This is a genomic window from Tepidamorphus gemmatus, from assembly GCF_004346195.1.
In the GTDB taxonomy this organism is placed as follows: domain Bacteria; phylum Pseudomonadota; class Alphaproteobacteria; order Rhizobiales; family Tepidamorphaceae; genus Tepidamorphus; species Tepidamorphus gemmatus.
Genome location: NZ_SMAK01000003.1, coordinates 206196 through 219982 on the forward strand (window position 1 = coordinate 206196; position 13787 = coordinate 219982).

Sequence of the window (13787 nt, forward strand, 5' to 3'; positions counted from 1 at the left end):
AGTGGACCCTGCCGCCAGAGGGGACTGCCGCGGACGGGTCGACCCTGAACACGGCCCGCGCCTGTCGTGAGCCGCAGTCGGCGCCGGACCGATCCGACGCGCCTGCGCTGAGGGCCGTTGACCCCGCGCCCCTTTCCGGTCCATCTACGCTCGACCCTGTACACATCCGCTACTGAACGAATCCGGAATGGCGAGCGAACGCTACAATTCCCGCGAGGCCGAGGCGCGCTGGCAGAGGGCCTGGGAAGAGGCCCGAGTCTTCGAGACCTCGAACGATGATCCCCGGCCGAAGTACTACGTGCTGGAGATGTTTCCCTATCCCTCGGGCAAGATCCACATCGGCCACGGTCGCAACTACGTGATGGGCGACGTCGTGGCCCGTTACAAGCGGGCGCGCGGCTTCAACGTCCTGCATCCGATGGGCTGGGACGCCTTCGGCCTGCCGGCCGAGAACGCCGCCATCGAGCGCAAGGTGCATCCGCGCACCTGGACCTACGAGAACATCGCGACGATGAAGGCACAGCTCAAGCTGCTCGGGCTGTCCATCGACTGGACCCGCGAGATCGCCACCTGCGATCCCGAATATTATGCACGCCAGCAGAAGCTGTTCATCGAATTCCTGGAAGCCGGCCTCGTCGAGCGCAAGACCTCGATGGTCAACTGGGATCCGGTCGACCAGACCGTGCTCGCCAACGAGCAGGTGATCGACGGGCGCGGCTGGCGGTCGGGAGCGCCGGTCGAGAAGCGCGAGCTGGCGCAGTGGTTCTTCAAGATCACCGACTACGCCCAGGACCTGCTGGATGCGATCGAGACGCTGGACAACTGGCCGGAAAAGGTCCGGCTGATGCAGCGCAACTGGATCGGTCGTTCGGAGGGGATGCGGTTTTCCTTCGCGATCGAGCGCGCGGACGGGACACCGCCCGATGGAACCGTTCCGGCCTCGCTCACCGTCTATACGACGCGCCACGACACCATCTTCGGTGCGAGCTTCTGCGCCGTTTCCCCGGACCATCCGCTGGCCAGGGCGCTCGCGGAGACCGACCCGGCGCTCGCCGCCTTCCGCCGCGACTGCGCCGCCCTCGGCACCAGCGAGGAGGCGATCGAGCGGGCGGAGAAGCGCGGCCACTTCACCGGTCTCTATGCGCGCCACCCGTTCCGCGCCGGCGTGCGCCTGCCGATCTATGTCGCCAATTTCGTGCTGATGGGCTATGGCGAGGGTGCCATTTTCGGCTGTCCGGCGCACGATCAGCGCGATCTCGACTTCGCCCGCAAGTACGGCCTGCCGGTAATCCCGGTCGTGGCACCGGCCGACGCCGATCCGGCGACCTTCAAGATCGGCAGCGAAGCCTATCTGGAGAAGGACGGCGAGGCCGTCCGCATGATCAATTCCGATTTCCTCGACGGCATGAGCGTCGCCGAGGCCAAGGAGGAGATCGCCCGACGCATGGAGGCGGCCGGCATCGGCGAGCGCAAGGTCAATTTCCGGCTGCGCGACTGGGGCATCTCGCGGCAGCGCTACTGGGGCTGCCCGATACCCGTGGTCCACTGCGAGGCCTGCGGCATCGTCCCGGTGCCGATCGACCAGCTTCCCGTGCGCCTGCCGGACGACGCGACCTTCGACAAGCCCGGCAATCCGCTCGACCGCCATCCGACCTGGAAGCATGTCGATTGTCCGCGGTGCGGTGCCCCGGCGCGGCGCGAGACCGACACGATGGACACCTTCGTCGACTCCTCGTGGTATTTCGCCCGGTTCTGTTCGCCAAAGGCCGACGACGTGGTCGAGCGCGGCGCCGTCGACGCCTGGCTGCCGGTCGATCAGTATATCGGCGGCGTGGAGCACGCGGTGCTGCATTTGCTGTACTCCCGTTTCTTCATGCGCGGCATGAAGAAGACGGGGCATACCTCCGTGGAGGAACCGTTCCGCGGGCTGTTCACCCAGGGCATGATCACCCACGAGACCTATCGTGATCCGGGTGGCGGCTGGCTGTTCCCCGAGGAGGTCGAGCGGCTCGCCGACGGGTCCGTGGTGCGGCGCGACAGCGGGACCGCCGTCGAGGTCGGCCCGCCGGAGAAGATGTCGAAGTCGAAGAAGAACGTTGTCTCGCCGGAAGCAATCGTCGAGACGTACGGCGTCGACGCGGCGCGCTGGTTCATGCTGTCCGATACCCCGCCGGAGCGCGACAGCGAATGGACCGAGGCCGGGGTCGAGGGTGCCTGGCGCTTCGTGCAGCGGCTGTGGCGGATGGTCGGCCAGACGATCGAGCTTGCCCCTGCAGCGGGCACGGCGATGCCCGCCACCTTTGGCGAGGCGGCCATGGCACTGCGCCGGGCGACACATCGGACCCTCGCTGCGGTGTCGGAGGATATCGAACGGCTGCGCTTCAATCGCGCGATCGCCCATATCTACGAACTCGCCAATACCCTGAATGCGACGCTGTCTGCAGCTGGAACCGCGCCCGCACCCGATCTGGCCTGGGCGTTGCGGGAATGCGCCGAGATGATCGTCCGCATTTCCGCCCCGATGGTGCCGCATCTGGCCGAGGAATGCTGGCGCAGGCTCGGGCACACGTCTATGCTGGCCGCCACCGAGTGGCCTGTTCTCGATGCCTCGCTCCTGGAGCGGGCCACCGTCACCTTGCCCGTCCAGGTCAACGGAAAGCGACGCGACGAGGTCACGGTGGCACGCGACGCCGAGCGCGACGAGATCGAACGGATGGTGCTCGGTCTGGCGGGAGTCCGACGGGCGATCGGGGAAAGGCCGGTGCAGAAGATCATCATCGTCCCCCAGAGGATCGTGAATGTTCTGGTCTGACAGATGCCGCCGGGGCCGGATGGCCGTTGCCGCGGCGGGGCTGCTGCTCGCGCTGTCGGCAGCCGGCTGCAACGTCCGCCCGCTCTACGGCACGGCCGCGACCTCCGAAGCCGATACGGTGCGTGCGGCGCTCGCATCCATCGAGATCGATCCGGTCGAGGGGCGGATCGGCCAGCAGATCTACAACGAGCTGAACGCGCTGCTCGGAACGGGCAGCTCCGACGAAGCGGCCTACGCGCTCAGCTTCACCGTACGGTCCCAATACGCCAACATCATCACGCGGAACGTCTCCGGACTGCCCGGCGGCCGCAATGTCCGGCTGACCGTTCGCTATCAGCTGCGCAAGAAGGATCAGATGGACGTGCCGGTGCTGTCGGGCGGCGTGGTCCGCATCGCGCCCTACGAATACTACACTCAGCGCTTCGCCAATGACCGCGCCCAGATCGACGCGGAGAACCGCGCCTCGCGCGAGATCGCCGAGGATATCCGCACGCGTCTGGCGGCCTATTTCGCCACCGGCCAGGTGCCGACCGTTGTCACCGCACCGACCGACGGCATCGTGCCAGACGAGTTCAAGGACACGCTGTTCGACACCGATACCAGCAACTACGGCGTGAGTTACTGATGACCGTCCTTCAGGGGGCATCGATCGATCGCTTCCTGTCGCGGCCGGATCGGTCGCTGGTGCTGATCTACGGACCGGATAGGGGACTCGTTCAGGAACGATCGGCGGCGATCATCGCGACATTCCTGGGACCGGACGCCGATGCCATGTCGCGGACCGTCCTCGAGGGCGACAGACTCGCCGACGCACCGCAGCGGCTCGTCGAGGAGGCGTACAGCGTTCCGATGTTTGGCGGCCGCACGGCAATCCGTGTCACTCCGACATCGGAATCGCTGCTGCGGGCCATCGAACCGCTGCTCCGGCAACCGCCGCGCGATTGCCTGATCGTGATCGAGGCCGGCGATCTGAAGCGATCCGCCCCGCTGCGCCGACTGGTCGAACAGGCTGAGACCGCGGTCGCCCTTCCCTGCTATCCAGACGACGACAACGCGCTCGACCGACTGATCGCCGAGGAGCTGACGGCGCACGGCATTGACGTCTCCCGGGACGCCCGCGAGGCTCTGCATCACCTTTTGGGCGGCGACCGGCTGGCCTCCCGCGGCGAATTGCGCAAGCTTGCCAGCTACGCGCTCGGCCAGCCGGAAGTATCTCTGGAGGATGTCGAGGCGGTCATTGGCGATGCCTCGGCGCTGGCAGTCGATTCGCTCCTCGACAGCGCCTGCACCGGCGACGCGGCGGCAGCACAGACGGCGTTCTCGCGACTCGTCGCCTCGGGGACCGGCGCCGGCTCGATCCTGGGCGCTCTGTCGCGGCACCTGCTGCAGATCGCCGAAGCGCGGACCCGTGTCGAGGCAGGCGCCACCGCTGACGCGGCCATGAGGGCGATGCGTCCGCCGCCCTTCTTCAAGCGCAAGGAGGCCATGCGGCGGCAGCTTGCGCTCTGGCGTCGCGACATGCTCGAACAGATGCTGGAAACGCTGCTCACCGCGGAAGGCGAGACACGCCGCCATGGCGATCTTGCCGAGGCGATCGCGGGTCGCGCACTCCTCCTCGTGACCCATACCGCGCGACGGGAAATCGGCCGGTAGGCGACTGTTGGCCCGATGACGTTACGGATATGAAACGAACTGCGCGGCGTGATGGCCTCGCTAGCGATCAATCCGGCCGTGTCGTCAATCGGGCCACGACGTAGTCGAGCTGCTCCAGCGACGCGTAGCGCAGCCGGATCTCCCCCTTCCCGTCGGGCCGATGGCGGATCTCGACATCAAGGCCGAGCACCTCGGTGAGGCGTGCCTCCAACGCCCGCGTGTCGGCGTCCTTTGCCGGCGCTGGGGAGCGCGTCGACTGGCGCTCCTGGCGCTCGACGACCGGTCGCCGCGTCAACGCCTCTGCCTCGCGGACGTTCATCCCCGCCTCGATGATCGCCTTGGCCGCCGTCTCCGGATCCTCATGCGTGACGAGGGTCCGTGCGTGCCCGGCGCTCAGCCGGCCGTCCTGGATGTGCGCGCGAACACTTTCGGGCAGCTTGAGCAGCCGCAGCGTGTTGGCGACGTGACTGCGGCTCTTGCCGATCACGTCGGCCAGTGCCTGCTGCGTGTAACCGAACTCGGCGATCAGGTGCGCATAGCCCTCCGCCTCCTCGAGCGGATTGAGATCGGCGCGCTGGACATTCTCGATGATGGCAATTTCGAGCGCCTCGCGGTCGTCCACCCTGTGAACGATCACCGGCACCTCGTGCAGCCCGGCCTGCTGCGCGGCCCGCCAGCGCCGCTCGCCGGCGATGATCTCGAAACGTTCGCCGCCCTCGCCGAGCGGCCGCGCCAGGATCGGCTGGACGATCCCCTTCTCGCGGATCGAGCGGGCGAGATCCGCGAGCTCCTCCTCCGCAAAGGTCTTGCGCGGGTTGCGCGGATTGGGACTGAGCATCTCGATCGGCACCCGCCGCTGCCCGCGGGCGCGCTCGATGGCCTGCTTCTCGGTATCGACGTCACCGATCAAAGCCGCCAGACCGCGGCCGAGCCGAGATGGACCGCCTTCACGAGCGGAAATCGTTTCGGGAGTAACCTTAGCGGCGCTGGTCATCGTTCCGCCCTCGATACATTAATGGTTGCTAGGCCGCCCGCAGCCGCCGTTCGCGTTGAATGATTTCGGAGGCGAGCCGGATATAGGCCTGGCTTCCGGCGCAATGCATGTCATAGAGCAGCGCCGGTTTGCCGAAGGACGGCGCCTCAGATACGCGGACATTGCGGGGGATGACGGTCTCGTAGACGCGATCGCCCATGTGCCGTCGCACATCGTCGACAACCTGGCCCGACAGATTGTTGCGTCTGTCAAACATGGTCAGGACGATGCCATGGATCGTCAGCTCGGGATTGAGTGCGGTCTTCACGTGCTCGACGGTCTGCAGCAGCTGGCTCAGCCCCTCGAGCGCGAAGAATTCACACTGCAAAGGCACCAGCACCGCATCGGCGGCTGCCAGCGCATTGATGGTCAACAGATTGAGCGAGGGTGGGCAATCGACCAGCACGTAACTGTAGTCCGCTCCGGACCCCAGTGCCTGCACCGCCTTGCGCAGCCGATAGGACCGGTCGCGCGCCCCGAGGATCTCCTGCTCGAATCCGAGAAGATCGAGCGTCGATGGCACCAGTGACAGCCGCGGCACGGCCGTTTCCATGATTGCATCCCGGATATGGCGCTCGCCGATCAGCACGTCATAGACAGACCGGTCGCGGGCACGGCGGTCGATGCCGAGCCCGGTCGAGGCATTGCCTTGCGGATCAAGATCGATGATCAGCACCCGTTCGCCGATTGCCGCCAGCGCCGTCCCCAGATTGATCGTCGTTGTGGTCTTGCCGACCCCGCCCTTCTGGTTGGCAATGGTGATCACGCGCAGCGTCATATCCCGGCCTCCGGACAATGGCTCCCGTCCCCGCTCTGACGATCCCTGGCGACACAGTTGCGCACAATGACGATGGCGGCACCGGGCTGCGTCCGGCTGGGAATGAGCTCATGGGTGAATTTCCAACATATTGAGGCTCGGGTCAATTCGCGCTCTACATCTTGACCCTTGTGGAAAACGCCGACAGCACCACGGGCGAGCAGCGGAAAGGCCAGCGTGAGCAGTCGGTCGAGCGGCGCCAGGGCGCGGGCACTGACCGCCTCGATGTCCGCAGGCGCCGTCACCACATAGTCCTCGATCCGCCGGCACTGGATCTGGGCAGCGGCGCCGGTTGCGCGTTGCGCGGCACGCAGGAAGGCGCATTTGCGGCCGTTCGACTCGACCAGATCGACGCATGCGCCGGGCCGGTCGGCAAGAAGGATGGCAATGATCAGGCCGGGTAGGCCGGCGCCGGAGCCGAGGTCGGCCCAGCGCCGCGCCGCGGGCAGGCATGCCTGCGCCTGGGCGCTGTCGGCGATATGGCGTGTCCACAGCCGCGACAGCGTATCGGGACCAACCAGGTTCTTTGCCGACGACCAGCGCCGTAGCAAGTCTGCATAGCGATCAAGACGGTCGCGTGTTTCACGTGAAACATCCGTGATCGACTCGAGCAGGGCGAGGCCTCCGGCCCGGTCGGCCATCATCCGCGGTCGCGCCCCCCGGACAGGCGCCGCACATGCGCGCCGATCAGCAGCAATGCCGCCGGTGTCATCCCCTCGAGTCGCGCGGCCTGACCGAGCGAGGCCGGCCGCACCCTCGCCAACCGTTCTCGGATCTCCGTTGTCAGACCCTCGATCCCGGCAAGGTCGAAGTCTCTCGGGATCATCAGCATCTCGTCCCGACGTACAGCCTCCGCATCCTGCTGTTGGCGCCGCGCATACACCGCGTAGCGCGCCTCGATCTCGAGCTGCCGGACAATTTGTTGCGGAAGCGAATCGAGTTCCGGCCAGATCCTGCGCAGCCGCGCGATCGTGATGTCGGGGTACGCCAGAAGATCGAGTGCCGAGCGCCGCTGGCCGTCCTGGTTGACCGACAGGCCCTGTCGGGCCGCTTCGTTCGGCGTCAGGGTCAATGCGCCAGCAAGCGCCATCGCACGTTCCAGATCGGCGAGCTTCTGCCGGAACCGCGACGCCCGCTCCCCGCCCACACAGCCGATCGCGATGCCCCGCCCCGTCAACCGCTGATCCGCATTGTCGGCCCGCAGTGTCAATCGGAATTCCGCCCGCGACGTGAACATCCGGTAGGGCTCGCTCACACCGCGCGTCACCAGGTCGTCGATCAGCACGCCGATATAGGCTTCGGCCCGTGACAGCGTGATCCCGTCCGCGCCACCGGCACGCCGCGCCGCATTGACTCCCGCCACGAGGCCCTGCGCCGCCGCCTCCTCGTAGCCGGTCGTGCCATTGATCTGGCCGGCAAGAAACAGCCCCCGCACCCGTCGGGTCTCCAGTGTCGGATCGAGCTCGCGCGGATCGACGTAATCATATTCGATGGCATAGCCTGGCCGCAGTATCCGCGCGCGGCCAAGGCCCGGCATGGAGCGGATCATCGCCACCTGCACATCCTCCGGCAGCGACGTCGACACCCCGTTGGGATAGATCGTGTGATCGTCGAGACCTTCCGGCTCGAGAAACACCTGGTGGCTGTCTCGATCCGAAAAGCGAACGATCTTGTCCTCGATCGAGGGACAATAGCGCGGGCCGCGGCTTGCAATCCGCCCCGAATACAGCGCCGAGCGGCCGAGATTGCCAGCGATGATCGCATGTGTATCGGTCGTCGTGCGGGTAATATGACAGTCGATCTGGGGGGTCGCGATCCGTTCCGTGAGAAAGGAAAATGGAACGGGATCCTCGTCCCCCGGCTGGCGTTCGAGCCGCGCCCAGTCGATCGTCCGCCCGTCGAGCCGCGGCGGGGTGCCGGTCTTCAACCGCCCCAATGCCAACCCGAGCGCCTCGATCCGCTCGGCAAGCCGCACGGCGGGTGCATCTCCGATCCGTCCGGCCGGCCAGCACTGCTCACCCATGTGGATCAGACCGCGCAGGAAGGTTCCCGTCGTGATGACCACCGAACCTGCCGGGATCCTTCGGTTGTCGGCGGTCATTACGGCAACGACCCGATCGTCATGCACCTCGAGGTCAGCCGCCTCCCCCTCCAGGATGGCAAGCCCGTCCGTTGCTTCCAGTTCGGCGCGCATCGCCTCGCGATAGAGTCTGCGATCGGCCTGCGCCCGTGGTCCCTGGACGGCTGGCCCCTTGCGGCGGTTGAGAACCCGGAACTGGATCCCGGCGCGGTCGGCCACCCGGCCCATCAGTCCGTCGAGCGCATCGACCTCGCGGACAAGATGGCCCTTCCCGATGCCACCGATCGCCGGATTGCACGACATCACGCCGATCGTTGCTGCAGAGTGGGTCAGAAGCGCCGTGCGCGCTCCCATGCGCGCGGCAGCGGCCGCTGCCTCACACCCCGCGTGACCGCCGCCGATCACCACCACGTCATAGCCGGACATCGAACACGTCTCCATCTGGTGCGCGTGTCGATACCCCGAATCATCCTGACGGCTCAAGCAATCCTCAGCGCCCGCGACGCCCGCGATGATTCACGTGAAACACTTCCCGTCGCAGATCGCGGCACGTCGTCACTTGCCGATGCAGAACCCGGCAAAGATCGCGTCGAGCACGTCCTCTACATCCACCCGCCCGACGATCCGCCCGATCGCCGTCGCCGCGGCCCGCAGATCCTCGGCCACCAGCTCCGGATCCCGCGCGTAGTCCGCTGCAGCCGCCCGCTCGACCGCCTCGAGTGCCCGTTGCAGCTCCGTTCGATGCCGAAGGCGCGTGATCAGCGTATCCGATCCGCTCCCGACCCGTTCTGCAACCCATGCCTCGAGCCGGGCCAGCAGCACCTCGAGCCCCTCGCCGGTCACCACCGAGATCGCCAGCTCACCCGGCGGCGGCGGCGCCACAGCCAGATCGGCCTTCGTCCGCACCCGCCAGTATCCGGATCTCTCGGTCACCGTCCGCCCTCTCGCCGTCTCGCCATCGCCGATGCCCGTCTCCTCGAGCCACAGAACGAGATCCGCCCGCTCGGCGCGGGCGCGGGCGCGCCGCACCCCCTCCGCCTCGACCGCATCGCGCGTCTCCCGCACGCCGGCGGTATCGACCACCGTCACCGGGACGCCGGCCAGCTCCAGCCGAACCTCGAGAGCGTCGCGCGTGGTGCCGGGAATCTCGGAGACGATCGCCACCTCGCGCCGGGCCAGCCAGTTCATCAGGCTCGACTTGCCGGCATTGGGCGGGCCGGCGATGACGATCTCGACACCCGCGCGCAGCATCTCGCCGCGACGATCATCGGCCAGCGTTCCCCGCAGCCGCGCCCCAAGATCGGCAAGACTGCCTGCCAGCTCAAACCCGATCGACGCCGGTACGTCGTCCTCGTCGGCGAAGTCGATCCCCGCCTCCGCCAGCGCCAGCGCCTCGATCACCCGGCCGCGCAGCGCCTCGAATGCCGCCCCGGTCTCTCCTTCCAGCTGGCGCAGCGCTTGCCGCCGCTGCGCCTCCGTCTCCGCATCGATCAGATCGGCGAGACCCTCGACTGCGGTCAGATCGAGCCGCCCATTGCCGAACGCCCGCCGCGCGAATTCGCCCGCCTCTGCCGGCCTCAGACCCGGCACGGCGCTGAGCGCCGCCAGCACCCCCGCCACCACCGCACGGCCACCATGCACGTGCAGCTCGGCAATATCCTCGCCGGTGAAGCTCGCCGGACCTGGCATCCAGACCACCAGTGCCTGATCGAGCAGAGCTCCCGAGGCGTCGCGCAATCGGCGCAACACCGCGCGGCGCGGCTCGGGCACAGCGCCGCTCAGTGCCGCCAGCGCCCGACCCGCCCGAGGACCCGAGATCCGGATCACCGCGACGCCGGCGCGACCCACCGCGCTCGACAACGCGAAGATCGTTTCCGATTCGCAGTCCCACTGCGCCCTGTCCATCCGCCCCGCCCGTCCTAGATTCAGCCGTCGCGACCACTCAGCAGGAAGCGCCATCCGCCATGTCTTCGAACCGGCTTGCCGCGGCCACCAGCCCCTATCTCCTCCAACACGCCAACAATCCGGTGCACTGGCGCGAATGGGGCGCGGAGGCCTTTGCCGAGGCGCGCGCGTTGAACAAGCCGGTGCTGCTGTCGGTGGGTTACGCCGCCTGTCACTGGTGCCACGTCATGGCGCATGAGAGCTTCGAGGATCCCGACGTCGCCGCCGTCATGAACGAGCTGTTCGTCCCGATCAAGGTGGACCGCGAGGAGCGGCCCGACGTCGATCAGCTCTACATGGCCGCGCTGCATCATCTCGGCGAACAGGGCGGCTGGCCGCTGACCATGTTCCTCACTCCCGACGGTGCCCCGTTCTGGGGCGGGACCTATTTTCCCAAGGAACCACGCTGGGGCCGACCCGGCTTCGTGCAGGTGCTGAACGAGGTCGCGCGCATCTATCGCGACGAACCCGGCAATGTCGAGGCCAACCGGCAGGCTCTCACCAGGCGTCTCACCGCCCCGCCCAAGCCGTCCGACTCCAGCCTGTCCCCAGCCATCGTTCCTGCCGTCTGCGAGCGCCTCCTCCGCCTCCTCGATCCCGTCAACGGCGGGCTCAAGGGGGCGCCGAAGTTCCCCCAGACACCCATGCTCGACCTGATCTGGCGCGCCGGGCTGATGACCGGCGACAGCCGCTACCTCGACGCCGTGGAGCATACGCTCGAGCGTCTGTGCCGGGGAGGGATCTACGACCATATCGGCGGCGGCTTCGCCCGCTATTCGGTCGACGAACGCTGGCTCGTGCCGCATTTCGAGAAGATGCTCTACGACAACGCGCAGCTGCTCGATCTCCTGACGACGGCCTGGCTACGTTCCGGCAACGATCTGTTCCGTCAGCGAATCGAGGAAACCGTGGATTGGCTCCTCCGCGACATGCAGACCGAGACCGGCGCCTTCGCGGCGAGCCTCGATGCGGATTCCGAAGGCGAGGAGGGACGCTACTATCTCTGGTCACTCCCCGAGCTCCGCGACGTTCTCGGCCCTGACGCCGATGCCTTCGCGGCCGCCTACGACATCACCGAGGCCGGCAATTTCGAGCATCGCAACATTCCCAACCGGCTCGCCGATCCCTTTCCGCTCGCTGCCGATCGCGAAGCCCGCTTTACCCGCAACCGCGCCGCGCTCCTCGCCCGTCGGTCTGCGCGCGTGCCACCAGCCCGCGACGACAAGATCCTCGCGGACTGGAACGGACTGGCGATCGCAGCCCTTGCCCGGGCCGGACTCGTCTTCGCCCGCCGAAACTGGATCGATGCCGCCCGGACCGCCTATCGTTTCATCAGCGAATCGATGGCTCCCGATCGCCGGCTCGGCCACAGCTATCGCGCCGGCCGCCTCGTCCTGCCCGGCTTCGCCTCCGACCTTGCGGCCATGGCGCACGCCGCCCTGGCGCTGGCGGAGGCCGAATCCACTGGCGACTCCGACGGCCGCTATCTCGCCGATGCACGACGCTGGCTCGACGATCTCGAGACCTGGCACCTCGGCCCGGACGGCAGCTACAGGCTTGCCGCCGCCGACGCGCCCGACATGATCATCAGGATGCGCTCCGGACTGGATGAGGCGACCCCCAATCCGAACGGCCTCGCCGCGACCGCCCTTATCCGGCTCCACAATCTGACCGGAGAACGCCGCTTCGCCGATCGCGCCGACCGTCTCATCGATGCCTTTGCCGCCGACGCTGCCACCAACCCGCTTGGCCATGCAAGTCTGCTGAACGCGCTCGCATTGCGCACGGACGGTCTGCAGATCGTCATCGTCGGCGACCGCAACACGCCACGGTTCAACGAGCTCGTAACCGTCGCACGCAGCGTTGCGGACCCGAATCGTTCGCTGCTGCTGCTCGATCCGACCACCCCGCTTCCCGCCTCGCATCCTGCCCGCGGCAAGGGGACAGCCGATGCCGGGGCGACGGCCTATGTCTGCCGCGGCATGGTCTGTTCGCTGCCCGTTACGGATCCGATTCGACTGGCCGAACTGCTCCATCGCCACCCTGAGAACGACAGACCATCGACCCTCAAGACCTCCTGACGCGCCCATCGCCGCCAGCCGCGCGCTGCAGCGGCCTCCGACAACCATCGACGCCGACGGCGCGACCCGATCAGGTGTTCATCGAATCGAAGAACTCCTGATTCGTCTTCGTCTGCTTCAGCTTGTCGATCAGGAACTCGATGGCATCGACAGTCCCCATCGGACTGAGGATCCGGCGCAGCACATACATCTTCTTGAGTTGATCGGGCGGAACCAGCAGCTCCTCCTTGCGGGTGCCCGACCGGGTGATGTCGATCGCCGGGAAGACACGCTTGTCGGCGACCTTGCGGTCGAGGATGAGCTCGGAGTTCCCGGTGCCCTTGAACTCCTCGAAGATCACCTCATCCATGCGGCTGCCGGTGTCGATCAGTGCGGTCGCGATGATCGTCAGCGAGCCACCCTCCTCGATGTTGCGTGCCGCACCGAAGAAGCGCTTCGGCCGCTGCAATGCATTGGCATCGACGCCGCCCGTCAGCACCTTGCCCGAGGACGGCACCACCGTGTTGTAGGCGCGGCCGAGACGGGTAATCGAATCGAGCAGGATGACCACATCGCGCCCGTGTTCGACGAGGCGTTTCGCCTTCTCGATCACCATTTCGGCGACCTGGACATGCCGCGATGCCGGTTCGTCGAACGTCGAGGAGATCACCTCCCCGCGCACCGACCGCTGCATGTCGGTCACTTCTTCCGGCCGCTCGTCGATCAACAGGACGATCAGGTAGCACTCGGGATGATTCGAGGTGATCGAGTGGGCGATATTCTGCAGGAGCACCGTCTTGCCGGTCCGCGGCGGCGCCACGATCAGCGCCCGCTGGCCCTTGCCGAGCGGCGCGACCAGGTCGATCACCCGCGCCGACATGTCCTTGCCGCTCGGCACGTCCATCTCCATGCGGAACCGCTCGTCCGGATAAAGCGGCGTCAGATTGTCGAAATGGATCTTGTGACGGGTCTTCTCCGGATCCTCGAAGTTGATCGTGTTGACCTTGAGCAGCGCGAAATAGCGCTCGCCATCCTTCGGGCTGCGGATCATGCCCTCGACGGTGTCGCCGGTGCGCAGCGAGAAGCGGCGGATCTGGCTGGGGCTCACATAGATGTCGTCCGGCCCTGGCAGATAGTTCGCGTCCGGAGAGCGCAGGAAGCCGAAGCCGTCCTGCAGCACCTCGACCACGCCCTCGCCGATGATCTCGACGTCGCGACCGGCCAGCTGCTTCAGGATGGCGAACATCAGCTCCTGCTTGCGCAATGCGCTCGCGTTCTCGACCTCGAGCTCCTCTGCGAAGGCGAGCAGTTCCGACGGCGTCTTCGCCTTGAGTTCCTGAAGCTTCATTTCCCGCATCGGGGAATACTCCTCGGGCATGGTTCGCCCA

10 protein-coding genes are annotated in these 13787 nt (G+C 67.0%); 4 read left to right on the forward strand and 6 right to left on the reverse strand.

Annotation, left to right across the window (positions count from 1 at the left end; all coding sequences use genetic code 11):
• The first annotated feature begins 187 nt into the window (after window positions 1-187).
• Genes leuS through holA form a run of 3 tightly spaced genes read left to right on the forward strand, consistent with a single transcriptional unit; the run spans window position 188 to window position 4465 of the window.
• Entirely contained in the window at window positions 188-2812 is a 2625-nt protein-coding gene (leuS, locus tag EDC22_RS06370) for a leucine--tRNA ligase (RefSeq protein ID WP_132805784.1), read from the forward strand.
• Window positions 2799-3437: an LPS assembly lipoprotein LptE gene (gene lptE, locus EDC22_RS06375; protein ID WP_132805785.1), complete on the forward strand. Its 639-nt coding sequence runs from the start codon at window positions 2799-2801 to the stop codon at window positions 3435-3437. The genes leuS and lptE overlap by 14 nt, the downstream gene beginning before the upstream one ends.
• Window positions 3437-4465: a DNA polymerase III subunit delta gene (holA, locus tag EDC22_RS06380; RefSeq protein ID WP_132805786.1), complete on the forward strand. Its 1029-nt coding sequence runs from the start codon at window positions 3437-3439 to the stop codon at window positions 4463-4465. The genes lptE and holA overlap by 1 nt, the downstream gene beginning before the upstream one ends.
• Window positions 4466-4532: 67 nt before the next feature.
• Here the strand turns inward: holA and EDC22_RS06385 are convergent, their stop codons facing one another.
• The 5 genes from EDC22_RS06385 to mnmE form a co-directional block, all read right to left on the reverse strand.
• On the reverse strand, window positions 4533-5459 hold the full coding sequence (locus tag EDC22_RS06385) for a ParB/RepB/Spo0J family partition protein (protein ID WP_132805787.1): 927 nt from the start codon (window positions 5457-5459) through the stop codon (window positions 4533-4535).
• 28 nt (window positions 5460-5487) lie between these two features.
• Window positions 5488-6276, reverse strand: coding sequence for a ParA family protein (locus EDC22_RS06390; protein ID WP_132805788.1), 789 nt, complete (start codon window positions 6274-6276; stop codon window positions 5488-5490).
• On the reverse strand, window positions 6273-6956 hold the full coding sequence (gene rsmG / locus EDC22_RS06395; RefSeq protein WP_245499659.1) for a 16S rRNA (guanine(527)-N(7))-methyltransferase RsmG: 684 nt from the start codon (window positions 6954-6956) through the stop codon (window positions 6273-6275). Before rsmG ends, EDC22_RS06390 begins: the two co-directional genes overlap by 4 nt.
• Entirely contained in the window at window positions 6956-8821 is a 1866-nt protein-coding gene (gene mnmG, locus EDC22_RS06400; RefSeq protein ID WP_132805790.1) for a tRNA uridine-5-carboxymethylaminomethyl(34) synthesis enzyme MnmG, read from the reverse strand. The genes rsmG and mnmG overlap by 1 nt, the downstream gene beginning before the upstream one ends.
• A gap of 129 nt (window positions 8822-8950) precedes the next feature.
• Window positions 8951-10300, reverse strand: coding sequence for a tRNA uridine-5-carboxymethylaminomethyl(34) synthesis GTPase MnmE (mnmE, locus tag EDC22_RS06405; RefSeq protein WP_132805791.1), 1350 nt, complete (start codon window positions 10298-10300; stop codon window positions 8951-8953).
• A 59-nt stretch (window positions 10301-10359) separates the two neighbouring features.
• On the opposite strand from mnmE, the gene EDC22_RS06410 reads away from it, so the two are divergent.
• Window positions 10360-12420, forward strand: a complete 2061-nt coding sequence (locus EDC22_RS06410; protein WP_132805792.1) for a thioredoxin domain-containing protein — start codon at window positions 10360-10362, stop codon at window positions 12418-12420.
• A 70-nt stretch (window positions 12421-12490) separates the two neighbouring features.
• On the opposite strand, the gene rho is transcribed toward EDC22_RS06410, so the two are convergent.
• Window positions 12491-13756 (reverse strand): transcription termination factor Rho, encoded by a 1266-nt coding sequence (gene rho, locus EDC22_RS06415; protein WP_132805793.1) that lies wholly within the window; start codon window positions 13754-13756, stop codon window positions 12491-12493.
• Window positions 13757-13787: the final 31 nt, after the last annotated feature.